At 67.1% G+C, this 25,659-nt stretch carries 19 protein-coding genes; 8 read left to right on the top strand and 11 right to left on the bottom strand.

Going from position 1 to position 25,659, the window contains the following annotated elements; genetic code table 11:
• Positions 1-111 precede the first annotated feature (111 nt).
• On the top strand, positions 112-1,347 hold the full coding sequence (locus tag ACX114_RS18570; RefSeq protein ID WP_459299561.1) for a hypothetical protein: 1,236 nt from the start codon (positions 112-114) through the stop codon (positions 1,345-1,347).
• 175 nt (positions 1,348-1,522) lie between these two features.
• On the opposite strand, the gene ACX114_RS18565 is transcribed toward ACX114_RS18570, so the two are convergent.
• From ACX114_RS18565 to ACX114_RS18555, 3 genes are all read right to left on the bottom strand, one after another.
• Complete coding sequence (locus ACX114_RS18565; RefSeq protein ID WP_459299559.1) at positions 1,523-2,044, bottom strand: hypothetical protein; 522 nt, start codon at positions 2,042-2,044, stop codon at positions 1,523-1,525.
• A gap of 40 nt (positions 2,045-2,084) precedes the next feature.
• Positions 2,085-2,792, bottom strand: a complete 708-nt coding sequence (locus ACX114_RS18560) for a hypothetical protein (protein ID WP_459299557.1) — start codon at positions 2,790-2,792, stop codon at positions 2,085-2,087.
• Between the two features lie 204 nt (positions 2,793-2,996).
• Positions 2,997-3,683 carry a Crp/Fnr family transcriptional regulator gene (locus ACX114_RS18555; protein WP_459299555.1) on the bottom strand — a complete coding sequence of 229 codons (687 nt, stop codon included), beginning with the start codon at positions 3,681-3,683 and terminating at the stop codon, positions 2,997-2,999.
• A gap of 161 nt (positions 3,684-3,844) precedes the next feature.
• Here ACX114_RS18555 and ACX114_RS18550 point away from each other — a divergent pair, with 161 nt between their 5' ends.
• The gene (locus ACX114_RS18550) at positions 3,845-9,202 is read left to right on the top strand and encodes an AAA family ATPase (RefSeq protein ID WP_459299553.1); all 5,358 of its coding nucleotides are present in this window, start codon (positions 3,845-3,847) and stop codon (positions 9,200-9,202) included.
• A gap of 11 nt (positions 9,203-9,213) precedes the next feature.
• On the opposite strand, the gene ACX114_RS18545 is transcribed toward ACX114_RS18550, so the two are convergent.
• Positions 9,214-10,296: a hypothetical protein gene (locus ACX114_RS18545; protein WP_459299551.1), complete on the bottom strand. Its 1,083-nt coding sequence runs from the start codon at positions 10,294-10,296 to the stop codon at positions 9,214-9,216.
• A gap of 138 nt (positions 10,297-10,434) precedes the next feature.
• Between ACX114_RS18545 and ACX114_RS18540 the strand changes: the two genes are divergently transcribed.
• The gene (locus tag ACX114_RS18540) at positions 10,435-12,099 is read left to right on the top strand and encodes a hydroxysqualene dehydroxylase (protein ID WP_459299549.1); all 1,665 of its coding nucleotides are present in this window, start codon (positions 10,435-10,437) and stop codon (positions 12,097-12,099) included.
• A gap of 1 nt (position 12,100) precedes the next feature.
• Here the strand turns inward: ACX114_RS18540 and ACX114_RS18535 are convergent, their stop codons facing one another.
• Positions 12,101-13,132, bottom strand: coding sequence for a hypothetical protein (locus tag ACX114_RS18535; RefSeq protein ID WP_459299547.1), 1,032 nt, complete (start codon positions 13,130-13,132; stop codon positions 12,101-12,103).
• A gap of 157 nt (positions 13,133-13,289) precedes the next feature.
• Entirely contained in the window at positions 13,290-14,333 is a 1,044-nt protein-coding gene (locus ACX114_RS18530) for a peptidoglycan-binding domain-containing protein (protein WP_459299545.1), read from the bottom strand.
• 114 nt (positions 14,334-14,447) lie between these two features.
• On the opposite strand from ACX114_RS18530, the gene ACX114_RS18525 reads away from it, so the two are divergent.
• Positions 14,448-15,317: a VOC family protein gene (locus ACX114_RS18525; protein ID WP_459299543.1), complete on the top strand. Its 870-nt coding sequence runs from the start codon at positions 14,448-14,450 to the stop codon at positions 15,315-15,317.
• A 17-nt stretch (positions 15,318-15,334) separates the two neighbouring features.
• Positions 15,335-15,823, top strand: coding sequence for a VOC family protein (locus ACX114_RS18520; RefSeq protein ID WP_459299541.1), 489 nt, complete (start codon positions 15,335-15,337; stop codon positions 15,821-15,823).
• Positions 15,824-15,844: 21 nt separating this feature from the next.
• Here ACX114_RS18520 and ACX114_RS18515 read toward each other — a convergent pair whose 3' ends face one another.
• Together ACX114_RS18515 and ACX114_RS18510 are read right to left on the bottom strand one after the other, a co-directional pair.
• Positions 15,845-16,270 carry a hypothetical protein gene (locus ACX114_RS18515; RefSeq protein WP_459299539.1) on the bottom strand — a complete coding sequence of 142 codons (426 nt, stop codon included), beginning with the start codon at positions 16,268-16,270 and terminating at the stop codon, positions 15,845-15,847.
• Positions 16,271-16,346: 76 nt separating this feature from the next.
• Positions 16,347-17,369 (bottom strand): methyltransferase domain-containing protein, encoded by a 1,023-nt coding sequence (locus ACX114_RS18510; protein WP_459299537.1) that lies wholly within the window; start codon positions 17,367-17,369, stop codon positions 16,347-16,349.
• A gap of 98 nt (positions 17,370-17,467) precedes the next feature.
• Here ACX114_RS18510 and glsA point away from each other — a divergent pair, with 98 nt between their 5' ends.
• Together glsA and ACX114_RS18500 are read left to right on the top strand one after the other, a co-directional pair.
• The gene (gene glsA, locus ACX114_RS18505) at positions 17,468-18,454 is read left to right on the top strand and encodes a glutaminase A (RefSeq protein WP_459299535.1); all 987 of its coding nucleotides are present in this window, start codon (positions 17,468-17,470) and stop codon (positions 18,452-18,454) included.
• A 41-nt stretch (positions 18,455-18,495) separates the two neighbouring features.
• Entirely contained in the window at positions 18,496-19,857 is a 1,362-nt protein-coding gene (locus ACX114_RS18500) for a hypothetical protein (RefSeq protein WP_459299533.1), read from the top strand.
• A 19-nt stretch (positions 19,858-19,876) separates the two neighbouring features.
• Here the strand turns inward: ACX114_RS18500 and ACX114_RS18495 are convergent, their stop codons facing one another.
• From ACX114_RS18495 to mtgA, 3 genes are all read right to left on the bottom strand, one after another.
• A complete protein-coding gene (locus ACX114_RS18495) occupies positions 19,877-21,874 on the bottom strand; it encodes a glycoside hydrolase family 71 protein (protein ID WP_459299531.1) in 1,998 nt (665 codons plus the stop codon).
• Between the two features lie 151 nt (positions 21,875-22,025).
• Positions 22,026-22,967, bottom strand: a complete 942-nt coding sequence (locus ACX114_RS18490) for a hypothetical protein (RefSeq protein WP_459299529.1) — start codon at positions 22,965-22,967, stop codon at positions 22,026-22,028.
• Positions 22,968-23,024: 57 nt separating this feature from the next.
• Entirely contained in the window at positions 23,025-23,909 is an 885-nt protein-coding gene (mtgA, locus tag ACX114_RS18485; protein ID WP_459299527.1) for a monofunctional biosynthetic peptidoglycan transglycosylase, read from the bottom strand.
• 141 nt (positions 23,910-24,050) lie between these two features.
• Here mtgA and ACX114_RS18480 point away from each other — a divergent pair, with 141 nt between their 5' ends.
• The gene (locus ACX114_RS18480; RefSeq protein WP_459299525.1) at positions 24,051-25,643 is read left to right on the top strand and encodes a hypothetical protein; all 1,593 of its coding nucleotides are present in this window, start codon (positions 24,051-24,053) and stop codon (positions 25,641-25,643) included.
• Positions 25,644-25,659 lie beyond the last annotated feature (16 nt).

Raw genomic sequence — 25,659 nt, 5'->3', positions numbered from 1 at the left:
TACACGCTCCGGACGTCCGAAAGCGATGGGACCTTTTTTGAAAGGAAATCGAGCCAGGATCGCCACCTCGATCCGTATGCGGTGTGGACCATCCGGTGAGCGGGGAATCGCATGCGCATCTTCCAGGACATGGGGAGGCTCCTTCAGGAGCGGTGGCTGAAGGTCCAGCACAGCGAGGAGGCCTTCCCCGACATCGCGGCGGAGGTGCTGCGGGAGATGGCCCCGCACCAGGCGTTCAAGACGCTGGAGCCGCTGGAGTGGCTCTACGGGACGCGCGACTTTCCGAAGCAGCTCACCACGCGGCCGGGCTTCGGACAGCCCGCGCTGACGGTGTTCTCCGACTCGCGCCTGCTCATCGACCTGTACTACTGGGTGGACGGCACCACCGACATCCACCAGCACGGCTTCTGTGGTGCCTTCCAGGTGCTCCAGGGCAGCAGCATCCACGGGCACTACCGCTGGCACGAGCGGCACAAGGTGAACAGCCGCCTCGCGCTCGGTGACATGGAGCTCTTGTCCGTGACGGGGCTGCGCACGGGCGACATCCACCGCATCCTCGGAGGGGACCGGTACATCCATTCCCTCTTCCACCTGGAGCGGCCCTCGGTGACGTGCGTGGTGCGCACGCTGCACTCGCCGGAAGGGGGCTACCAGTACTCGTACAAGAAGCCCCACCTGGCCTACTACCCGGGCGTCGAGGACGCGCACACCCACAAGGTGCTCCAGTCCCTGTCACTGCTGGCGGAGCTGAACCCACCAGAGCGCACGCGGCTCATCTCCGGGCTCATCGAGCGCTCGGACCTCATGACGTGCTTCCTCGTCTTCGAGCGGCTGCTCCAGCTGCACAAGAAGCTGGAGGCGCTGGACCCGTACTGGGACGTGGCGGTGCGCACGCATGGCGCGCTGGCGGAGGAGCTCCGTCCGGTGTTCAAGGAGTACATGCGCCAGGCGCTGCTCATCGACCGGCGAGGACAGGTGAAGGCCCCGGAGCACCGCTACTTCCTCGCGCTCCTCTTGAACGTCGAACGTGGCGAGCACATCCAGCAGCTCGTGCGTCAGCGATACCCGGACCGGGATCCGGTGGACCTGATCATGAAGTGGGTCACCGCGCTGACGCAGCCGGCGGAAGGCGGAGGCCGGACGCGCGACTCGCTCGGGGTGCCACTGGACGAGTCCGCCCTCATCGTCTTCCGTGAGCTGCTCCATTCCCGCGGCCACGCGGAGGTGATGGCCCGCATGAAGGAGACCTTCGACGAAGCAGAGGTGGACGGTCAGTCGGACGACATCGCCGCGCTGGCGGCCTCCCTGCGCGAGTCCACGCTCTTCCGCCCCCTCTTTCAGCGCTGAGCTGGCGCGGACGACCGCGACCCACGCGAGCAGGACCAGCAGCAATGCCGGAAACTCCACGCTGAACCGCACGAAGGCCCTGGAGAAGGAGCACCGCCACGGCGCGATCCTCTCCAGGGCCTCGGGTCTTCACTCAGCGACATCGTCGGCATCTACCACGCTTTCTATTGCTGTCTCACTTCCCCTCGGGGAGCTTGCCTTTCGCCGGTCCCTCCGGAGCAGGCGGGGGACTGCCAGGCGCCGGGGACACAGGAGAGACACCTGACCTGGGTGGGCTCTGCTTCGGTGGCGCGTCCGCGGCCACCTGGCAGGCCGTGAGACCGCCCGGGTTGCGGATCGCGGCGATCCCCACGCTGAGGATGGTGTTGTCATTCCGGGCGCTGAAGCAGTAATCCCCATCCGCGGGTGGGGCTGCCACGACGCACGAGTTGGCGCCGGCCGGAATGACGTAGTTGATCAGGTTGATCAGGTCGTGCACCGTCGCCGTACCGTTGGGATGCGGCACGGGCTGCTTGGTCAACAGCAGGGCATCGCTGGGCGGATTGACCGGAACCTGCTGGTGGGTGCGGCAGTCGGGACTGAAGGGCAGCCCCTGCGCGAGCACAGACGCGGGAGCGAGCATGGTGAGGGCCGCCAGGATGGCGAAGGTGGGCACCGTCGCGGCGAAGCACCGTGCAGGAAGAGAAGAGCCGTGCATGTCTGGGTTCCTTGTTTGAAGATCTGGAGAGACGACGGCCCTACGGGGCCCCGAAGTCGAAGCCGTACAGCCCGGTGGTCGAGTTGTAGGTCACGCTGACGTTGACCGCGGCGGTGCCCGCAGGCAGCGAGTAGGACTGCAGCGGGGTGATCTGATTGAGCGTGTAGTTGGCACCCGTCGAGGTGTTGCCAATCGCCCAGTAGAGGGTCGTCTGCAGCTCGAAGGCGGAGAAGGCGCCCCCGGTGAGCTGCGTGGACGAGCTGACGACGAGGTTGCCGTTGACGTACCAGTTCGAGGTGAGCGGGATGAACGGGTTGGTGAAGTTCTGCACGCCAGACTGCTGCGGCGTCACGGAACTGGACTGCTGGGGCGCGCCCAGCACGGGCGACAGCCCGCGCGGATTGGTGGCCTGGGAGAGGTAGCCCGGCGAGATGCTCACCTGGGCCGAGGTGGTCCCGTTCGGGCTGGTCACCGAGGCGGTGATGTTCTGGTTCAGGACGAAGGGCTGGGTCGCCCCCTCGCCAGGGTTGAGCTGCTGCCAGGCGGCGTACACGTAGTTGGCGCTGTTCATCAGCGGCGTGAGGAAGACCAGGATGTACTGGTTGCCGAGCGCCCCACCGGTGTTGTTGGTGACGTTGAACGTGGTGGCGGTGACCGGCTGGAAGGCGTTGCGTGGCTTGGAGCTGGAGGCCCCGACGGTGAGCGAGGAGTGGTTCTGCGCCTTGGCGACGTGGTCGTTCTGGAACATGGGACTGCCTTTCGGATGTGAGTGTGCCTGCGTTGACCAGGGGCCGCCTTCGGCCGCCTGGTGAAAGCAAGATTGCCTCGGGCACTCCTTCGTCGCTGTGCGCGCACGCACAGCCAAGGCGTGATGACTCTCACATTCCGGGTTTCGTCACGCTCGCGGCCGCACAGGATGAAGACAGACGTGCGAGGCCGCGGGCGCAGAGCATCACGCCACCTCGCGGCGGAGCTGCTCGGGACGGACGAGGGTGATCTGTCCACCCTCGTATGACAGCAACCCCTCGCGCATGAGGAAGCGCAGCCATCTGTTGGTGCTCTCCCGGGTGAGGCCACACAGATTGGCCAGCTCCGTCTGGGTGAGCTTCTGGGCAATGACAATGACGACGCCATCACTCCCGGGGCGGCCCTGGTGCTGCGCCAGGTCGAGCAGCACGCGCACCAGACGCGTGCGCGCGTCGAGGAAGGTGGCGTCGTGAACGAGCTGGGTGACGCGGCGCACCAGCCGGCTCAGGGTGGTGAGCAGAGCCAGGGAGACCTGGGGACGCGTGGCAAGGAAGCGCTGGAAGTCCTCTCGCTGGAGGCACAGCACGTCAGCCTCCTCCCGAGCAACCGCGTCCGTGGAGCGCGGAGAGCCGTCCAGCAGCGCCAGCTCTCCGAAGAAGTCGCCGCGGTCAAGCAGCGCGAGGATGACTTCCTTCCCATCCGATGAGCTGAGGCGGATGGCGACCTGGCCCCTGCGGACGATGTAGAGGGCGGTCCCCACGTCGCCTTGGTGGAAGATGACCTCTCCACGGGGGTAGCGCCGAGAGCGAAGCAGAGGCGAAAGCAACTCCAGTTCTTCGCGAGGGAGATTGCCGAAGAGGGGAATCCGGGCAAGCAGCTCTGAGTAGGACACGGGTGCGTCCTCATGTGCAGGGGAACTGAAAGACTTGTAATCCTTGCAATATTTCTGGCCTGTGAGCAGCCTCACAGGGGCGGTGTGAGTCCTTTCACAGGAGCCAAACGTGACCACCTGAGGCATGCTCAAGCCCTGCCGACCTGGCGGAGCATGGACTCATGAACCTGTTGACGGGCTATCAGCTCAACGAGCGGCTGCATCTGGGCCAGCGCTTCGCCACCTTTCGTGCCGTGCGCCTGGAGGATGAGCGCTCGGTGGTGTTGAAGGTGCCCTCCCGTACCCGCCCTCTCCTGCGGGACATCGCCTGTCTCAAGCACGAGTACGAGATGTGCAGCCTGCTGGACCTGCCCGGCATCATCCGCGTGCTCGCGCTCGAGGAGTCCGCCGGCAACCTCGCCCTGGTGATGGAGGACTTCGGGGGCCAGTCCCTGGCGCACTCCTCGCGCCACACATTGGAGCTGGTGAGCTTCTGCCGGATGGCCATCCGCATCACCGAGGCCCTGGCCCATGTCCATGCGGCTGGCGTGGTGCACAAGGATCTCAAGCCCTCCAATATCCTCATCAAGCCCGGCACGCTGGACCTGCGCCTCAGTGGCTTCGGCATCGCTTCGCGCCTGTCCCGCGAGTCCACCAGCAGCCGCGGCCCGGAATGGCTGGAGGGCACGCTGGCGTATATGTCGCCCGAGCAGACGGGCCGCATGAACCGGAGCATCGACCACCGGAGCGATCTCTACTCCCTGGGCGCCACCTTCTACGAACTGCTTACCGGGCGAACCCCTTTCGAGGCCGAGGATCCGCTGGAGCTGGTGCACTGCCACATCGCCCGGCAGCCCACGCCGCCGCACGAACTCCAGGCCTCCATTCCCCCGGCACTCTCCCGCCTGGTCATGAAGCTGCTGGAGAAGATGGCGGAGCATCGATACCAGACAGCATTGGGGGTGAAGGCGCACCTGGAGCGATGCCTCGCCGCGCTCGAGCTCGGCGAGCAGCTGCCCGATTTCTCCCTGGACGCCAGCGATGTGTCACAGCAGTTCCGCATCCCGCAGCGGCTCTACGGGCGTCAGGAGCAGGTCACCACCCTGATGCAGGCCTTCGAGCGCGTGGCCGCCGGGGAGAAGGAGGCCCTGCTCATCTCCGGCTACGCGGGCATCGGCAAATCCGTGCTCGTCGGCGAGGTCAACCGTCCCATTGCCAGCCGGCGGGGCTACTTCGTCTCTGGCAAGTTCGATCAGTTCCGTCGGGATCTCCCCTACAGCGCCTTCCTCCAATGCTTCCGGGAGCTCACCCAGCGCCTGCTCAGCGAGAGCCCGGACCGGGTGGCCGCCTGGAAGGAGCGGCTGCTGAACGCGCTGGCTCCCGATGCACAGGTGGTCATCGAGGTCGTTCCCGAGGTGGAGCTGCTGATCGGCCCGCAGCCCCCGGCCGTGGAGCTGGGGCCCAACGAGTCGGAGATCCGCTTCAACCACGTCGTCCGTCAGTTCGTCCGGGTGCTGGCCACCGCGGAGCATCCCCTGGCCCTCTTCCTGGATGATCTCCACTGGGCCGACAGCGCCTCGCTAAGGCTGCTGCGGCTGCTGCTGACGGACCCCAGCCTGTCCCACCTCCTTGTCATCTGCGCCTACCGTGACAATGAGGTAGACGCGGCACACCCCTTCACGGACACGCTCTCCGAGCTGCGCCGCCAGGGGGCGTCCATGTCTTCCATCGCTCTTGGCCCGCTGGCGCTGGAGCATGTGGCGGAGCTGGTGGCGGACACCCTGCACGTGTCCCCGGAGCGGGCCCATCCATTGGCGGAAATCGTGCTGGCCAAGACAGGCGGCAATCCATTCTTCATCGGACAGTTCCTCACCACGCTGCACCGCAAGCGCCTGCTGAGCTTCCACTCGCGCGAGGGTGCCTGGGATTGGAATCTGGAGGCCATCCGGGGAGAGGACATCACTGACAACGTCGGGGCGCTGCTCTCGGCGCGACTGACCACGCTGGTAGAGGGCAGCCGGCGCGTGCTGCAGCTGGCTGCCTGCATTGGCGCCCGGTTCGATCTGCGCACGCTGGCTCTGGCTTCGGAACAATCCCCCTCCGAGGTGGCCGCCAGCCTGGAAGAGCCCCTCCGGGCGGAACTCGTCCTCCCGTTGGATGAGGCCTACAAGTACTCGGAGTTCGTGCGCGCCGATGGCACCGCGGATGTTCCGGCCATTGGCTATTGCTTCGTCCATGACCGCGTGCAGCAGGCCGCCTACCACTCCATCCCCGAGGAGGAGCGGCCCGCCCTGCACCAGCGCATCGGCCGGCTGCTGCTGCGCGGCGCGGGCGCGCAGGAGGACGAGCACCTCTTCGACATCGTCAGCCACCTCAACGCCGCGCTCGGGCTGATCACCACGGAGGCCGAGCGCTACGAACTGGCGGAGATGAACCTGCGCGCGGGCCGCAAGGCGAAGCGCTCCAGCGCCCATGGCCCCGCCGCGCGGCTGCTGGAGACGGGCCTTGCCTTGCTCCCCGGCGACGCATGGGAGACCCATCACACGCTCGCCTTCAGCCTGAACCTGGAGGCCGCCGAGACGGCCTATCTGGATGGCCGCTACGAGGAGATGGAGCGTCTGGCGGATCTGCTGCTCAAGCGCTCCCGGAGCGATCGCCAGCGGGTGCGGGTGCTCGAGCTCAAGCTCTACCGCTGCAGCAGTCAAATGCTGTGGAGCCGGTGCATCGAGCTGGGACTGAAGGCGCTGCGAATGCTGGGTGAGCGCCTCCCGGCCCGTCCCAGCAAGGCGGATGTAGTGCTCGCGCTGGGGCGCACCAAGTGGATGCTGCGAGACCACTCCCCCGAGTCCCTGCGCGCCCTGCCCGAGATGAAGGACGAGGATCGTCTGGCCGCCATGCGCATCCTCCGGCTGATCGGCTCCGCTGCCTATTTCTCCCTGCCGGACCTCTTTCCCCTCATCACCTTCCGCATGGTGCAGCTGTCCATCCGGTGGGGGAACACCGGCCTGTCCTCCTACGCCTTCGTCCTCTATGGACTCATCCTCTGCTCGGTGCTCGGCGACTATGACGGGGGCTATGCCTTCGGCAGGCTGGGCATGGAGCTGCTGGAGCGCTTCCGCGCCCGCGAGCAGACGGCCACGCTGGTCATGCTCTTCAGCGTCTTCATCCGTCACTGGAAGGAGGCCATGGCTCCGACCGTACCGGAGCTGCTGAACGCCGCCCAGATGGGATTGGAGACGGGAGATCTCGAGTATTTCTCCTACTGCCACTTCTGGGCGTCCATCCACGCATTGGTCACTGGCGAGCCGCTCGACCTGCTGCGTGAACGCGTGGATCGCTCGTACACCACCGTCTACCGGCAGAAACAGGAAAAGGGGCAGGGAGTGATGCTCCATCTGCGCCACCTGTTGGACACGCTCCAGCTCCCGGTGGCAGGCCGTGCCCCGCCCGAGGGAGACATGGACGAGCAGCAGATCATCAAGCGCTGGCGCCATGCGGGTGACAACAATGCGCTCTGCTACGCCTACGGCTTTCAGGGGATGGGGCGCTTTTTCGCTGGGGATCCCAAGGGCTGTCTCGAGCACATGGCCGCGTGCGAGCGGTACGCGGAGGCCATGGTGGGCCAGTCGGTACAGCCCCTCTATGCCTTCTACCAGGCGCTCTCCCTGCTGGCGCTCGCACTCCAGCAGCCCGCTTCGGATCGCCGCCAGGCCTTGCGCAAGGTGGAGCTCATCCGCAAGCACTTCGTGAAGTGGGCGCGGCACGCGCCCGCCAACTACGCTCACAAGCTCCACCTGCTCGACGCGGAGCTTGGGCGCCTGCGGCAGCGTCCCGCTGAAGAGGTGGAGCGCGAGTACATCCAGGCCATCGCCCTGGCCCAATCCGGCGGCTGCATCCAGGATGAGGCGCTTGCCCATGAACTGCTGGCCCAGCACCTGTTCGAGCGCGGGCTGCAGGAGGCGGCGACCACCTATCTGACCCAGGCGCATCGGCTCTACGAGAGCTGGGGCGCCACCGCCCGCTGCGCCCTGCTCCAGCAGCGTCACCCGGACCTGCTCATGCTCGGGACCAAGGGCGCCCGCGGCGTCGACACGGACATCCTCTCCAGCGCCGGCAGCACCTCGGTGGAAGCGCTGGATTTGCAGTGGATCCTCCGGGCCACCCAGGCGCTGTCCGGCAAGCTCGTCCTGGGTGAGCTCGTCCAGCAGTTGATCCGCCTCATCCTGGAGTGCGCGGGGGCCGGGCGGGGAGCCCTGCTCCTGGAGCGCGAGGGCGTGCTCATGCTGGCGGCGGAGACAGCCCTTGGCGGGCAGGAGTCCTTCGTGCGCCAGCCGCGGCCCCTGGATGGCACCGAACCCCTGCCCGCGATGATCATCCACTACTGCTTCCACTCGGGTGAGCCGCTGGTGCTCAAGGACGCCACCCAGGACGTGCGCTTCGCCAGCGATCCCTATGTGGCTTCCGCCCGACCGCGCTCCGTGCTGTGCGCGCCCATCGTCCACCAGGGGAAAACGGAGGGCATCATCTACCTGGAGAACCCTCTCACCACCGGCGCCTTTACGCCCAACCGCCTGGAGACGGTGCAGATGCTCGCCAGCCAGGCCGGCGTCTCCCTGCGCAACGCAATGCTCTACCTGGATCTGGAGCACTCGCTGGAGGCGCAGGTGCAGCTCACCACCGCGCACAGCCGCTTCGTGCCACACCAGTTCCTCCGCAGCCTCAACCGGCGCAACATCGTCGACGTGAGGCTGGGGGACTACGTGCAGAAGGAGATCTCCATCTTCTTCTCGGACATCCGGGGCTTCACCCCCCTCATGGAGGCCCTGCCCGCATCCGATGCGCTGGCGTTCATCAACCAGTACATCGGCTACATCGAGCCTCCACTCATCGAGGCGGGGGGCTTCATCGACAGCTACAACGGGGACGGGGTGATGGCGCTCTTCGACGGCTCGGCGGACAGCGCCGTCCAGGGGGCCATCGCCATGCACCGGGCGCTGGAGCGATACAACGAGGAGCGCCAGCGGCAAGGGCTGAAACCGGTGCGCACGGGGATTGGCATCAACACCGGCACGGTGATGCTGGGAACCATTGGCGGCCGCAACCGCCTCAAGTGCGGCGTCATCGGAGATGCCGTCAATCTGGCCAGCCGCGTGGAGGGGTTGACCAAGGTCTACGGCGCGGTGCTGCTCATCACCGAGTTCACGTATGAACGGCTCGAGGAGCCCTCGCGCTACTCCATCCGGCGCATCGAGCCCGTGCGCGTGGTGGGCAAACAGCGGCCTGTCACACTGTACGAGGTGTTCGACGCGGACCCACCGGGGACGCGTGCCGCCAAGGAGCGCACCCTGGGCACCTTCCGTCAGGCCCAGGAGCGCTACGTCGCGCGGGACTTCGCTGGCGCGCTGGCGCTCCTGGAGCAGTGCCTGGAGCTCTGCCCCGAGGATGTGGCGGCGGCGCTCTTCGCGGAGCGCTGCCGGCGCTTCCTGCACGAAGGAGTGCCCGCCGACTGGGATGGCGTGGAGCGGCTCACCCGCAAGTAGTCCAGCGCGGGTTACAGATAGGTGTCCGTGTACTCGGCGAGCCCCAGCTCGCAGAAGCTCGTCACTTCACGCCAGCCACCGGGCGCGCCAGGATCCTTGCGGCGGAGCGCTCCCGTGAAGCGGGCCCGCTGCTCGAAGAGGGGCACCGGGGACTTCCAGAGCGCGGCCGTCGCCGTGACCTGCCACTCCATTTCCAACTGGTATTGGCCCGAGGCGTCCGCTGCCGTCACCCGCACGCGGGTCGGGTAGCGCCAGAAGCGATTCCAGGTGGCCCACTCGCACGGTTCGTAACGCAGCAACTCTCCAGGGAGCGGGAATTGGAGCGCTCCGAACCGGAACCAGCCAGTGGAGTACCAGAAGGCCGCGTCCACGCCGATGACACAGGTGAGCTGCCGGTCGGGCGAGGAGAACTGGGCCCAGCGCCACGTGCGCCGCGTCACCTCCCACAAGCCCCAGTCATGATCATGGTATCCGGCGACCCCGGCGAGCCGGAGTTGCTGCTGCCCCGTATTGACGGTGCCCTCCACCCGGGCGCTTGGCATAGCTACCAGCCAGCTCGCCGTTTCCCACGGCGCGTAGCCCGTCACCTCGTCCGCCATCATCCGAGGCGCCTCCGCGGGCCGGTATGCCAGGTCCAGTTGCGGCTGGCCTCGCGAGTCCCGCGTCCGCAGGACATAGGTTCCGTCCGAGTCCACCCGCAGGGTGCTCTCCCCCAGGTTCACGTTCGCGCGATCGTTGGAGGCGGAGAACTGGTCCACCCCCAGGTAGCTCATCTGCGTCACGGGGGCGCCGCCGTCGGGCGGGAAGAGGACCGTGGTAATGCCGCAGCGCCCCAGGCGCCACTGGTTCTCCGGGTTGAAGACAGCCAGCGCGCTGATGCCGGCCCAGCCCGAGGGGTCCGAGAAGGCGAAGTACCACCACTCTGTATAGAAGAAGAGGTGGGGCCGCCCCCGGTAGAAGCGGAAGTGGTAGGCGTCATCCTCCAGCACCGAAGTGGGGTCCGACGCCGCGCCAGGCGTCGTGTCCGGAGCCCGCGCAACCGCGGCTCGCCGGTGTGCCCCACCGTGGGTCTTCTGCCTTTTCGAAGAAGCCATGCGCGAATCCTTCCCAAGGGACTGCGGCGCTGGCACTCATCGTAGCGCGCTCGCCATCAGAAGCATGTCATGATTCAAACCCTTTCACCGAGGCGCCCGGAGGCATTCCTGCTCCGGCCGCCCTGCGGAGGAGCAGGAATGAAGAACCGACGGGTCCTGGTGTTGGGCGGCGGCGTGGGTGGGCTGAGCGCTGCGCACGAGTTGGTGGAGCGCGGCTTTGACGTAGAGGTGGTCGAATTGAAGAGCATCCCTGGCGGCAAGGCGCGCTCGGTGCCCGTGCCGGACTCGGGGCGCCATGGCCGGGCGGCGCTGCCGGGCGAGCATGGCTTCCGCTTCTTTCCCGGCTTCTACCGGCACCTGCCGGACACCATGAAGCGCATCCCCTATCAGGAGAACCCCGAGGGGTGCTTCGACAACCTGGTGGCCACCAGCCGGGTGGCGCTGGCCCAGGCCGGCCCGCGGCCCACTGTCATTCCCAGCCACTTCCCGGACTCGCTGGGGGATTGGGAGACGATCTTCCATGACCTCACGCACAACGACACCGGACTCACGCCCCAGGACGTGAGTTTCTATATGGGCAAGCTCTGGCAGGTCATGACCAGCAGCAAGGAGCGCCGGCTGGCTGAGTTGGAGCAGGTGAGCTGGTGGACGTTCGTGGACGCGGCGAACCGCTCACCGGCGTACCAGAAGTTCCTGGCGAGCGGCATGTCCCGCTCGCTGGTGGCAGCACAGGCGCAGGAGGCCAGCGCGCGCACCATTGGCCAGGTGCAGGTGCACCTGATGTCCAACGTGGTGTCCCCGGGTGTGGGCACGGACCGCGTGCTGTGCGGCCCCACCAATTCCATGTGGATCTATCCGTGGCTCAGCTACCTGCAGCAGCAGGGCGTCCGCTATCAGGAGAAGCGCCTGGTGAAGCGCATCCACTGCGAGGACGGGCGAATCACCGGCGTGGACGTGGCGGACGCGGCGGCACCCGAGAAGGTCACCGCCCGACTGGAGGCGGACTGGTACGTCGCTGCGCTCCCCATCGAGCGCTTCGCGCCGCTGCTCACCACGTCCATGGTGGAGGCGGCCCCGGAACTCGGCGAGCTCAAGAGGCTGTCGCAGAGCGTCCGGTGGATGAATGGCATCCAGTTCTACCTATACGAGGACGTGCCCGTGGTGCATGGGCACGTGCTCTATGTGGACTCTGCCTGGGCCATCACCTCCATCTCCCAGCCGCAATTCTGGCAGAACGTGAACCTGGGCGGCTACGGGGACGGACGCGTGCGCGGCATCCTCTCCGTGGACATCTCCGACTGGACCGCGGATGGCACCTTCGTCAAGAAGCTGGCGAATGAATGCTCGAAGCAGGAGATCGCTGACGAGGTCTGGCGCGAGCTGAAGCAGAGCCTGAACGTGGGCGGTCAGACCCTGCTCCGCGATGAGATGCTGCACTCCTGGTTCCTCGACACGGACGTCGTCGTTCCGCCGCTGGGCATGCCTCGCCGGGACATCAACCTGGAGCCGTTGTTCATCAATCGCCCGGACAGCTGGAACAAGCGCCCGGAGGCCGCCACCGCCATTCCCAACCTGTTCCTGGCCTCGGATTATGTGCAGACGAACACGGACCTGGCCTGCATGGAGGCCGCCAACGAGGCCGCCCGGCGCTCAGTCAACGCCATCCTCCAAGCCAGCGGCAACCCGGCCACGCCCTGCCGCATCTTCGAGATGGGAATGCCCGAGGTGCTCGCTCCCTGGCGCGAGCACGATCTGCGGCGCTTCCAGATGGGGTTGCCGTGGGATGGCAGGCTGTTTGGCTGAATCAGAAGGCGCTGTTCCAGGGGATCACCCATTCGCTGTGGCCCTGCTCCGCGAAGGTGGTGATCACAGTCCAGTCCCCGTTGCCGTCGGGATCGAGGGTGGAGAGCGTGCCCTCGAAGCGGGAGGACTGCTCGAAGATGAGGATGGGAGACTTCCAGATGGCGGCGTTGCTCTCCACCGTCCACGTCACGTCCAGGCGGTATCGGCCGGTCTCATCCATGCCGACGGCCCGGGCACGGCCTGGGTACTGCCACAAGGACTCCCAGCGCTTCCAGTCCTCCCACGTCCAGGTCAGGCCCTCGGTGCGGAAATGGAGGCGCAGATCCTTGTAGCGGAAGTAGCCCTCGCTCTCGGCAAAGCCTGTCTTGTAGCCCAGGTCGCAGTTCAATTCCTTGCCGGGGTTGGCGAACATGGCCCAAGCCCACATGCGCGAGGGGATCTTCCAGATGCCCCAAGAGTGATCGTGGTAGCCAAGCCCGTTCGTAAACGTTGAGGTCTGGCCGTCCACGGTGAGCGTACCCTGGACGCGGGCGCTCGGCATGTACACCAGCCAGGAGTTGACCTCCCAGGGCTGCTCTCCGCGAATGTCATGGGTGAACCAGAAGGACTCGTCCGCACGCTCGAAGACGAGGTCTAGCGACACGCGACCATCCCGGGTGGCGAGTTGCACGGCGTAGCGAGCTTCATCCAAGGGACGCACGACGTTCTGGCCGATGGTGACATTGGCTTCCCGGGTGGAGGCCCAGAATTCACCCAGGGGATGGAAGTCCATCTCGTAGAGGACCTGGCCCCGGGGTCCGAAGAGCGTCACCAGCAGGGCGCTGGCCCCCAGGAATCCCACATCCTTCGGGTTGAAGACCGTGAAGCCGATGATGCCCGACCAGCCTGAGATGGGATCCTTGAAGTTGAAGTACCAGTACTCGCCGTACCAGAAGACATTCTCCCAATCCTGGTAGAGGGGGAATTGGTACGCGTCATCCTTCAATGTGATGGGAGTTCGCCGGCCCTCAAGCGGCTTCGCGGCCTGAGACATGTGTGCCCTTCCTGGAGGTCACCAGTGGAGGAGAGTCACCTCCTGAAAGGAGCATAGATGGAAATGAGCCTTTCGCTCCTCAACTCCAAACCGGGTCTGACAATCAGGCCTCTTCAGGTGGACGTGCAGACCCAGGCCGGGACAAGACAATCGCGTATCAGCCCTTCCCCTTCGGGCGGCTCACCGTGTACATGACGATGTTGTGATCCGAGCCGCCGGTCGGGCCGGCCCTCACGTTCGTGACCTTGGCCCCGTAGGACATCGCATAGTCGATCTTGCCGTGGCCGTGGCTCTCCACGCCGCCGTGGAGCTTCATGCCCGCCTGCTGCGCGATCCAGCCGGGCGACCACTTCCCCTTCGTCGACGCCGGCTCGTTCCAGTCGCCGCCGATGAGCAGGCCCTCATCAGGGTTCTTCGCGATCTTCCGCTGCGCGAAGCCGAGCAGCTTCTCGGAGAGCGACTTGTAGGTGCTCACGCGGTTCTTCGGCCCGACAGGCTCGCCGCCCTTCCAGTCGACCGACGGCGGCTGGTGCGCGGAGACCACCTGCAGCCAGCCCGCGAGCTTGACCGCCGTGGCCGCCCGCGGCGGAGCGTGGCCGCCGCGCACGGTGGTCCAGCCTCCACCCTCACCCTGGATGGAGGTCTTCTGCCCCTGGAGCAGGCTGTCCTTCACGAGGATGCCCGTCTCGCCATGGTCCTTGGCCCCAGGGAAGGTCACCAGGTGGTAGCCGGGGATGTTCTCCAGGGCCTTGTGATAGCCGTTGATCTCCTGGAGCTGGACGAAGTCGAGCTTGTTCTTCTTGGCGAAGTCGCCCAGCCACTTCTTCACGTCCTGGGGGTTGCGGTCGCGCTCGACGTTGTAGGTCGCGCCCCGGAGCTGCGACGGCGTCTTGCCCTTGCTGTCGCTGCCGCCGGCCGCGCTGGCCTCGGCGGTCGTGGTGCCTTCCGTGCCAGGGGTGGCGGTGGCGCTGACGCGCTTCAGCGATTGGTCCATCCGCTCGCCGACAACCCCCTTCGGATTCCCATCCCAGCCGTTGTCGCGCTTGTAGGCGGCCACCGCCTTCGCTGTCTTGGCGTCGAAGCGGTCGTCCGCGGGGCCCTTGAGGTAACCGGCCGACTTCAGGCGCTCCTCGGCCTTCTGAACGCGGTTGCCAGTGGATCCAACGTGGAGGGGACGGTGGGGATGGGCAGTGGTTCGCATGATTTCCCTAATTCTCGCCCATCGAGAGGAAATGTTTCTTCTGTCCTGTCAGCGGGGGTCAGGCCTGCCGCGCCGCATCAAGAAGGCGCGGTTCCGTGGAAAAGAATGCAGTGAATGAAAGTCACGCTCGACGCGGGCGTGCGGACCCTTCACATCCAGCCTCTCACTGGGGGGAATGACACGATGAGCACTGGAAGCTTCATCTGGTACGAGCTGATGACCCATGATCCCAGCGCCGCCGCCAGCTTCTATGGCGCCGTCGTTGGATGGAAGATCGCCGCCCCGCCCGAGCCCATACCGGGCGGAATGGACTACCGCATGATCATGCGCGGCGACGGTGGCTCCGCCGGCGGCGTGCTGCGCCTTTCGCAGGACATGGTGCGGCACGGGGCACAGCCTTGCTGGCTCGGCTACCTGCACGTGGCCGATGTCGATGCGTCCCTTCGGGCCATGGTGGCCGATGGGGCCAGGGTGCTGATGCCACGCATGGATCTTCCCGTCGGTACGATCGCGATGGTCGCCGACCCGATGGGCACGCCCTTCTACGTGATGGCGCCGATTCCGCCGCCCGGCAAACCCGAGGCGAAGAGCGATGTCTTCGACGCGAAGAAGTCGCAGCACATCCGCTGGAACGAGCTGGTGAGCCCCGATCTCACGCGCGCCAAGGCGTTCTACGCGAAGCACTTCCACTTCCAGTTCAACGACGTGATGCCCATGGGCCCGATGGGCGACTACTGCTTCATCGACCACGACGGCGTCCGGCTTGGCGCCATCATGCAGAAGCCCGCCGCGAACCCCGGCCCCAGTGGCACCTGGCTGTTCTACTTCGGCGTTTCCTCTGTCACCGAGGCACAGCGCGCCATCACCGCCAACGGCGGTAAGGTGCTGCAAGGCCCGCACGAGGTGCCCGGCGGCGAGTGGATTGTCGTCGCAACGGACCCCGCGGGGGCCACGTTTGGTGTTGTAGGACGCAAGGGCGAGTGAGCCCAAGGAGCGCAATCGTGACGACCGCCGTGAACAAGACCGTCATCTGTCTCTGGTACGAACGCGATGCTGCGGAAGCGGCTGCCTTCTACGCCCGCACCTTCCCCGGCAGCTCCGTCGGCGCCACGCACCGTGCTCCGGGCGACTTCCCGGATGGCAAGGAGGGAGATGTCCTCACGGTGGAGTTCACCGTGCTGGGCCTTCCGTGCCTCGGCCTCAATGGCGGCCCCGCCTTCAAGCACAGTGAGGCCTTCTCTTTCCAGGTCAGCACGAGGGACCAGGAGGAGACGGACCGCTACTGGAATGCCATCGTCGGCAACGGCGGGCAGGAAAGTCAGTGCGGGTGGTGCAAGGACAAGTGGGGCCTCTCGTGGCAGATCACCCCTGCCGCCCTGACGGACGGCATGAGCGATCCGGATCCCGCCACGCGCAAGCGGGTGTTCTCCGCGATGATGGAGATGAAGAAGATCGACATCGCGAAGATCAATGCGGCGCGCAGGGGCTGAGGAACGGCTGTAGCCGCGCCTCTACCGGCGTGCCTGGGCGCGGGCGATCAACGCGCCCCTCGGCACTCCGGCCTGCTCGAAGCGGAGCGCGGCGCGCTCGAGCGCCTCGGCCAACGACGCGACCTCTTCGTGTTGATCCGAACCAGGACGGACGAAGCTGGTGACGGCCCTCGCCAGCCTCGCGGTGGTGGAGTTGATCACCACGAAGAACCCCTTGCAGTACTCGCGAGCCAGGTCGGCTGTCTCGGCTTGATGCTCCGACAGCATCATCCGCTGGGTATGTGTCAGCGGGCGGGACCGCGAGAAATCAATCACCAGGACATAGGGCTCACGCCTGTTGATGAGCTTGGAAAGGCTCCGGAGGATGCTTTCCATTTCACTGTCCGTCGTGGTGTCGCTGCGCTGGACAATGACCAGGGGCCAGAGTGATTCGTCGAGATTGTACATGGAGGGGATGTCTCAACCGGCGGCTTCGGTTGAAACATACCCTTGAAACATCCCCTGAAACAAACAGGCGGAGGGACTAGAGCCAGGGCCTCAGCCGCTCCCGAAGCGTGCGCACTCCAGGCAACGCCTGCGCCAGGGTGCGGTAGAGCGGCCGGCCGAGCCGGAGCGTGGCCTCCGCCCATTCCGGAGGACTGGGAGCTGGCGACTCCGGGGGCTGGGGCCGCGAGGGGCCAGGCGCTGACGCCGCTTCGAGCGCCGCGGCGCGCAACGAGCGCACGCGATTGGCCCGCTCCTGCTCGCTCTCCCTGCCCTCGATGCGCCTCAGGCTGACGAAGAACTCCACCTCTCCTGGCGAGGTCGACGCGAAGTCCGCGATCTGGAATGGGAACATGCCCAGCTCCGCCAGGGTGGCCGCGGCCTCCAGGAAGGAATGCGGGGTGAAGACCCAACAGTGCACGTCCGTGTAGCCGGTGGCCGCCACCGCCTCCTGGGACTTCTGCAGCGCGTTCTGGAGCGTGCCGGAGCACGGGAGTTGTTCCGCGGTGATGGCGCCGCTCCACATGGCGTGCGCGTCCACCTGGCAGTAGTAGGCCCAGAAGTCGAAGACCTGCTTCACGGTGGGTGCGGTGCGGCGCGACAGGAAGCCGTCCACCAGTTCCCCGGGGGTGCTGACCGGGCGCTTCGCATCGAAGCAGAAGCGCTTGTCCGGGATGGCCAGCGAGATGATTCCGCCGGGACGCAGTGCCTTGCGCAGGTCCTCCAGCCAGCTCACGGGGTCCGGCACATGCTCGATGACGTGGCTCGCGATCACGAAGTCCACCCGCCGCTCGCCCAGCGCGGCGGACAGGGGGCTCGATGAGAGGTCCACGTCGACGTCCACGATGGTCGCGGTATCCCAACCGTGCCCCGCGTACTTGCGCCGGAGCACCTCGGTGCTCGCATGGTCGGCGTAGAGAATCCGCCCGGCGGCCCGCGTGACGATCGGGTTGGCGAGCGGCCCTATCTCCACCCCCTCCATCGTCGAGAGTTGGATGGCGCCCAGAAGTCGCTCCTGGCGAGTCTTCACCTGCACCGGCTGCATCGACGTCTCCTCATTCATCGTGGCCGGCCACTATGCCAGCACCCTTCCAAGGCCTCCAGCGCCCGGCATCCACATGCCGTCATCCAAGGTCATGCCGGGCCAAATTGACACCCATCATGGACACGACAGGCGAGCCCCCTTTCATCTCCACCGGGCAACTCCCCGCCGAGGAGCGGGTCCGCGCGTGGGTGGATGAGGCCTACCAACGCCACCAGGGGAACATGGAGGGGCAGTGCTCGCAGGTCTACCCGGCGCTGGCAAGGGTGGATCCCCGGCTCTTCGGCGCGTGCGTGGTGGGCATCGACGGCGGCAGCCATGGGGCCGGGGACGTGGACCACCCCTTCTCCATCATGAGCGTCTCCAAGCCGTTCCTCTTCGCCCTCGTCTGTCAGGCCCTGGGGCCCCAGGTGGCCCGCCGCAAGCTGGGGGTCAATGGCACGGGCCTGCCGTTCAACTCAGCCATGGCCATCGACCTGAGCCCGGACGGACGCACCAACCCCATGGTGAACCCGGGAGCCCTGGCGACCACGGGGCTCGTTCCAGGCAGCAGCCCCGAGGCCCGGTGGCGGTTCATCCATGAGGGCTTGTCGCGCTTCGCCGGACACCGGCTCGTGCTCGACGAGGAGGTGTATGCCTCCGCGAGGGAGACCCACCAACGCAACCAGGGGCTCGCCTTCCTGCTGCACGGGCTGGGCCTCCTGGAGGCGGATCCGCTCGTGACGACGGAGCTCTACACCCGCCAGTGCTCATTGGCGGTGACCGCCCGGGAGCTCGCGGTGATGGGAGCAACGCTGGCGGACGGCGGCGTCCATCCGCTCACCGGTGAGCGAGTCGTCGACGAGGAGACCTGTCATCACACGCTCGCGGTGATGGCCACGGCGGGGCTGTATGAGACCTCCGGGGACTGGCTCTACGACGTGGGGATCCCGGGCAAGAGCGGCATTGGCGGCGGCATCGTCGCGGTCGCGCCGGGAAAGGGCGGGCTGGGCACCTTCGCCCCGCTGCTCGACGCGGCGGGCAACAGCATCAAGGGACAGCTCGTGGCGCGGTTCCTGGCCCCACGGCTCGGCCTGAGCCTGTTCATGTCACGCCCTCAGCCGTAGATGTCTGGGGTTCTTCCGCCGGATTCGCTAGAAACCCCGCCGTGCCGACCCCATCCCTCTCCTCGCGCGGTGGCTTCGCGTCCTCCACGCTCGCGCTCTGGCTGATGTGTCTGGCCCTGTTCGGCATCTACACCGTGAGCGAGGCACGGCTGCAGACGGACTCGCTGTGGTCCATCCCCTCCGCGGCCAGCATCCTCCATGAGGGCAACACCGACCTGGACGAGTTCCGGCACTCGTTCTTTCCAGGCACCGCCTATGCACGCAACGAGGCCGGCGGCCACACGTACTACGTGTACCCGATGGGAGTGGTGGTCTCCGCGCTCCCGCTCCTGGCAGCCGCCGAGGGACTCATCTCCCTGATGGAGCCGGTGCTGCCCCGCCTGGGGACGTTCGGCGCCGACGCGCTGGCCTGGCGGACGCTGTTCCGGCACACCGGCCGGGAGTACCTGGGCTCCTTCGCCCGCACCGAGCAGCTCATCGCGTCGTTCTATGTCTGCGCCGCCGCGGCGGTGCTCCTCGTCACCCTGCGCAGGCGCGTGTCCCCGGGGGCGGCGCTTGTCAGCGTCCTGCTCTTCGGATTGGGCACCACGGCGTACTCCACCGCGAGCCGGGTGCTCTGGCAGCACGGGCCCGGGCTCCTCGCCATCGCCTGCGTCATGCTGTTGATGGCGCGGCCCGAGCAGACCGCGCGCACCGCGTTCCCGCTGGGCTTCTGGGTGGCGGCCGCCTACGCGTGCCGACCCACGCACTCGCTCAGCGTCCTGGTGGTCACCGGGTTCATGGCCCTGCGCTTCCGCCGCCAGTTGCCGGCCTACTTCGCGGGCGCGGCGGTCGTGGCGATTCCCTTTTGCGCGTACCACCTGTCTGTCTATGGATCGGTGTTCTCGCCCTATTACCGGCACTCGGTGGATCCATTCGCCGGCCCGTTCTTCATGGCCCTGGCCGCCAACCTCGTCAGTCCCTCGCGAGGCCTCTTCACCTTCTCACCGTTCCTGGTGCTGGGCGTCGTGGGCTTCGTCCAGCGGTGGCGCCGCCGGAGCCTGGAGCCCTACGAGGTCGCCTTCGCCCTCATCCTGGTCCTGCACTGGGCGGCCATCTCCTCCTTCTTCATCTGGTGGGCCGGGCACTCCATTGGCCCGCGCTTCTTCACCGACGTGCTGCCGTACCTCGTCTACTTCCTCGCGTTCCCCGTGCAGACGGTCCTGGAGGCGCCCTCACGGCACCGCGTCCTCGCGGGCGCGCTCGTCGTGACGGCCGTGTTCAGCGTGTTCATCCACTGGCGGGCCTCCAATTCCTATGACGTCCACAACTGGAACTCCTCGCCGGTGAACGTGGACAAGGAGCCCATGCGCGTCTGGGATTGGAAGGACGCGCAGTTCCTGCGCGCCTTCCCTGCCCGCTGACCGCTTCCGAGGGTGGTTTTCAGCGCTTCAGCCACATCGGCTCGCCGGGGCACAGCCGGCAGCGGGCCTCACCGTTGGCACAGGAGGTCGCGCAGGACGGGAGCGCCGCGCGGGATGAGCTTCCGGCGCGGTACAGCAGGTCCTGGTACGCGATGGAGCCCACGATGGGGTGCATGCTCTGGAATTGCACCACGGTGGCCCCCGAGCGCTTCAGCCGGAAGGTCGGCGTCCCCACCGCCAACGCCGTCCGGATGGCCTGCACGCCACCCGCCGTCTTGTCCTCGCCGTAGGTCGTCGTGCCCTGCGTGATTTCGAGCCGGCCCGCCGACTTGAGGAAGCCCACCAGCTCCACGTCATTCGTCGCCGGGCACCCTGCCCTGCACACCGCGAGGTTCGTGGACGTCTGGGTCATGGGCACGAGGGACGCATTCTGGATGCGGTGGTTGTAATACAGCACGTCGCGCTCGATGGTCGGCCGCGTGCCCGTCTTGAACCACTGGATGTAATACGCGGTCATGTCGTACGCGGGCCACTGCTTGCCCGTCGACGGCCGGATGTTGTGGTGCTCGTGCTGGTCGTTCCAGGTGACGATCTGGACCTCGTCCAGGCCGTCCGCAATCACATTCTCCCAGATGGAGCGGAGCGTCAGTGAGTTGCGCGCCTCCCAGAAGGCCTTGTCCTTGGGCCGGTAGTCCTGGCTGCTCATCGGGTGGATCCACGACTTGCCGTATCCGGCCGCCTTCGTCTTCAGGCTCCCGGAGTACCCTGACGTTGTCGTCACCGGGACGGCCGTCCCCCACCCCGCGTAGGCATCGCCCACGTTCCTGTACTCCTCGAAGAGCGCCGTGCTCCCCGTGCCCAGGAAGACGGGCACCAGGTACAGACTCATGCCCAGCTCCGTCGACGCGCGCTGCTTCACGGTGGCGTAGAACGCCGCCGTCCGGCCCTGCGCCGCGGGGTTGAACAGGCCAACGACATACTTCCCATCCGGCCGCCGCAGGAGCGCCGCGTAGCCCTTCAGCTGGTCCAGGATGCGAATCATCCGGTCCTGGTCCCCTGCCTGGCTCCCCGTGCTCAGGATCGTCATGTCGAAGTTGGGGATGATGTCGAAGTTGCCGGCCTGCGAGGCCGCGTCGGCAATCGTCTTCGCCCGCGTCCACACCGCGCCGTTGTTCACGTCGCTGTCGGTCCACAGGTTCAGATAGAAGCCGTCGATGCCAATCCTCGCCGCGAGCTCGATTTCGTCCTTCGCGTCGCGAAGCCGCCAGTCCGTCTCCGTGCGGGGCAGTCTCGGGAGCGGCCGCTCCCGCATCATGCCTCCGTAGCCCGCGTGGATTCCGCCCTCGCCGTTCACCGCGATGTAGCTGCGCTCGTAGTAGTCGTTGGACGTCGGGTTGGTGTTGTCCATCGACACCGGGTAGTAGTGCCAGTGCGCGTACACCCGCTTCGCCGAGCTCCGGAGCGTGGTGCGCGGCACCGCGGTGAACGGCCACTCACACGGGCCACAGTCCGGCCCGCAGTCGACTCCCGTCTCGGTGCCGTTGCGCACCCGGTCCGAGCAGGTCGCGGCGGGCGTGACGCTCAGCGGGACACTGTATTTGTTGTCGCTCTCATTGGTCTCCGCCGGTAGACGGTTGATGTCATCCACATGCGCCAGGAGCGTGTGGGCCCCCGCCGTGGCCGGCGCGGTCCAGACCTTCGTTCCGGAGGGGCCAGAGTTGGCGGTGAGCGTGACGCTGGCTCCCGGCGCGAGGGAGCCCGTGTGCGTGTCCGACCACGACACCTGCGTGCCGTCCACCCAGAAGGAGAGGCCGTGGACGATGCCCGCAGGCGTCGCGACGTTCCCCGCGTTCTGGATGGTCGCGCTGAAGGTGACAGCGCCAAGCGGGGACACCGTGGTCGGGCTCACGCCCGTGACGACGAGGTTGTACCCATCCACGAGCGCATCCTGCCGCGAGGCCAGGGGCTCCTCGAGCGGCTCCCCGCCACAGCCCATCCACGCGGCCAGCAGCCCCATGGGCAGGACCTTCCATACGCTCTTCAAATTGTGAATCGCCGGTTGCATCCAGAGGCTCCGTTCAGGATCCCGCCTCTTGCTAATGCGTTCCACCGGCGGGCCGGCTCCATTGTCGCGGTGAGGATGAAAGGGTTGCTTCGGGAACCGCCGCTCAGTTCCCATTCGCCTCGCGCGTTGTCGGGGGGGTGCGCAGGTCCGCGCGCACCACGGCGTCACCGAAGCGCTCCACGTTGGTCAGCCAGGCCGCTGCGTTCTTCACGTAGCGCGCGGTGCCCGCCGTGTCCCACTTGTTGTAGAGGCGCGTGAAGCCACCGTCGAAGATGGCCCGCTTGCCGCCGTGGTCATAGAAGGCCGCCACCAGGTTGCCCGCCGAGCCATGAAGCAGCGGCGTGAGATTCTGGCTCGGCTGGATGGTGGCGATGGTGATGCCCTCGTAGAGGTACTCCAGGCCGGTGGTGAGCAGGTGCCGGCGCAGCAGCCCCGGGCCCGCCCCGTCCTTGCGCAGGCCGACCGTCTGGTCGCCGATGATGTTGCCCTCCATGACCGTGCCCAGCAGCGCCTGGCCCACCACGTTGGCGTCCGCGTAGTAGGGTTCGTTGTCGCCCCAGATGTACACGCCGTGGCCCGCGTCGAAGTACTCCTTGATGACCTTCACGTGCTCGGGCGTCAGGCGCGGCGTCGAGTCGGAGATGATCCACAACTGACACGCCTTCTGGAGCCCCTTGCGCAGCTCCTTGGGGCTGGGCGCGGCGTTGACCCAGCGGTACACGGAGAAGCCCTTCTCCTTCAGCGCGGCCTTGGGCAGCGAGAAGTCGAAGTCCTGCGTGTAGAACTGGAGCACCGCCACCGTCTGGCCTTCGAAGGCGCCATCCACCGCGAGGTCGTTCTGGTTGCCTTTCGCGTTGCCAAAGCCGTCGCGTGCCGCGGGGCGCACCTCTTCGCGCGTCTCCTGGGTGCCGTCCTTGAGGGTCACCACCTTGCGAACGCTCTCCATGGGAGCGTTCTCACCCGCGGCCTTGTTGTACTGCGCGAAGGCGGGAGTGGCGGACAGGACGAAGGCAATGCAGCAGAACAGCGGGCGGAGAGCACGCACGGGAACCTCGACGGGAAGGATGTGGCACCTTCCACGCACGGCCCCGCGAAAAGTTCTTCAGCTGGCCTCGGCCACCAAAGCGGGCGCGGGCGGCACTCCGAAGAAGCGTGACAGCTCGGCCTGGGCCTCGCGGGCTTGCGCCGCGCTGATGCGCCCCTCGCGCTCCAACCTGACGATGATGACGCCAGTCCGGGTGCGCAGGGTCTCGGGCCGCTGCGCCGGCAGCCAGCGGCGGGGGGCGGGCAGCATGGCCGCGAGCATCGCGCCCTGCGCCACGCTGAGCGCCCGGGCCGGGACGCCGAAGTGCTCGCGCGCCGCCGCGTCGATGCCGTAGACGCCCTCACCCCACTCCACGACGTTCAGGTACAGCGCGAGGATGCGCTGCTTGGACAGGTGGGATTCCAACTGGCGGGCAATCAGCAGCTCCTTGCCCTTGCGCAGCAGGCTGCGGTCCGTGGAGAGGTAGAGGTTCTTCGCCAACTGCTGCGTGAGGGTGGAGGCGCCGCGTCCCAGGCGCGCCTCGCGCACCGACTGCTCGAAGGCGTTCTCCACCTCGGTCCAGTCCACACCCTCGTGCCGGTAGAAGCGCGCGTCCTCGGAGATCAGCACGGCGTCCACGGCATGCGGGGCCACCGCTCCGAGCGAGACCCAGGACTGGCGCACACGAGGCTTCGTGCCCGCCTCCAGCGCCTCCTCGGCTCGCTGGGCCATGAGCGCGGTGGTGCGCGGGTTCTGCGACCGCAGCGCGCTCACGTCGGGCATCCGCGCGAACTCCACGCCGAGCCAGAGGGCGAGCAGCAGCCACCCGCCGAGCACCCAGCGGCCCCAGCCCGAGCCGGAAGACTTTCCCACGGCGCGCCGGGCGCCGGCGGAGGGCTGCTTCGTCTTCGTCTTCTGGGTCCGGACGGTGGAGACACGCGCAGAGGGCGAACGGGATGTCATGGCTACACCTACATCTGCCCTGATCAGCTCCCGCTGTCCAGAAGACGGCCGGGACGGCCCGGAGGATTTAACCCGGCTTAATTCGTCCGCTGTGGCGGTCCGAGCGACAACCCTCTGACTGTCTCAGAGGGGGAAGTCCACATGCAGTGGCCGATTCGGAGCTTTCAGCCGTTCATCAACACCGTGAAGTCGTCGAGCAGCGGAGCCGTGAGCGCACCACAGCAGGCTCCGGCCGGTCCGCGGCAGCCGTCGGGCGGTACGTCGTCCTGGGGTGGCGCGTTCACCGACAGCTTCAGCGGGAGCACGCCGGGGGCCGCGAAGCGAAACCCGCTGAACGTGCCGGAGGCCCCGCCCTCCCCCACCGACAAGCCGATTCTCTCGAAGCCGACTGCTGGCAGGGATTTCTCCGCCAGTGGCTCGGTGATGCTGGGCCCCAATGGCATCTCCGGGAGCGCGAGTCTCGAGGCGGGGGTGAAGCTGGAGACAGGCATCTTCTCCATGACGGTGGCCGGGTACACCGAGGTGGGGGCGAGCTTCAGCCGGGACACGTCGATGACGACCTTCAGCGTGGAGGCCGAGGTCGGCGTGAAGGGAGAGCTCGAAGCGGACACGACGCACGTCACCGTCACCGGTACCGCCCAGGCGGGGGTGCGTGGCAGCTACCAGGTGACGCTGCCGACGGCGGCCGCGGCGGGCATCACCTCTCCGGAACAGGCGGCCCAGCAGCTCAACCCGTCCCTGCCCCAGAACCTGCCGGTGGGCGCCACCGTGACGCTCACGGGCGAGTCCTTCGTGGGCACGGGCATGGAGGTGGTGTTCAAGAACATCTCCGGCATCTTCGGCGCCATCGGGGGGATGAGCACGGAGAAGGCCAGCGGCATGTCCCTCGCCGTCACCCGGCTGGACGACAAGACCGTCCGGGTCACCGCCGGTCCCACGGAGGCGGTGTCGCGCACGCTCGAGGGAAAGCTGGCGGTGTTCGGTGTCGCGTTCGGCGCGACGGACACGCGGCGCGTGGAGGGGCAGTTGAGCACGCGTCAGGTGGACTTCGACATCTCCACGCCGGCGGGACAGGCGGCCTACAACCGCTTCCTCGCCACGGGCGAGCTGCCAAAGAACGACCCGGCGAACGGCACGTCGAACGCGGCGACGGTGCAGATCGCCTCCGACACGCTCACGCGGGAGGTCACCTTCGCCATCGACCTGGGCGCGGCCGTGATCGACAGCAACGTGTACGTCGCCACGACCTACGACGCCGGTGGCCCGACGGAGTTCCAGTACACGGGCACCAAGGGGCCCGTCACCTTCACGGTCAGCGGTGAGTGGAAGGACCCCGAGGATCCATCCACGTACACCTATGCGGCCACGCTGCCGGACCTGGCCTCCGGCACCGCGAACGGGCTCCAGGACATCTACCCGACCACGACAGGGAGCGGCACCACCGCGTCCGTGTCCTTCACCTACGCGGAGGCACAGCAGGTCCAGCAGCTCGCCAAGGACTGGCTGACGGCCATCGAGCAGGGCCGCCCCGGATACGCGGGCAATACGCCGGAGCCCTGGGTGATGGATGTCGCCAACGCGGCGACCCCTGAAGAGGCCATGGCCCTGCTGCTGACGCCGGAGACAAACAACGTCCCCGACGTGGTGGCGGAGCGCGTGTCCAAGCTCAGCGTCTTCCAGATCAACAACGGCGGAGGACAGATGCCGGGGTCGCTCACCCTTTCGGAGGGCTGATCGGAGAAGCGGGCAA

Source organism: Corallococcus sp. M7 (assembly GCF_054512695.1).
The sequence above is the reverse complement of the archived record's forward strand: the minus strand, read 5'-3'. Positions and strand labels throughout refer to the sequence as shown.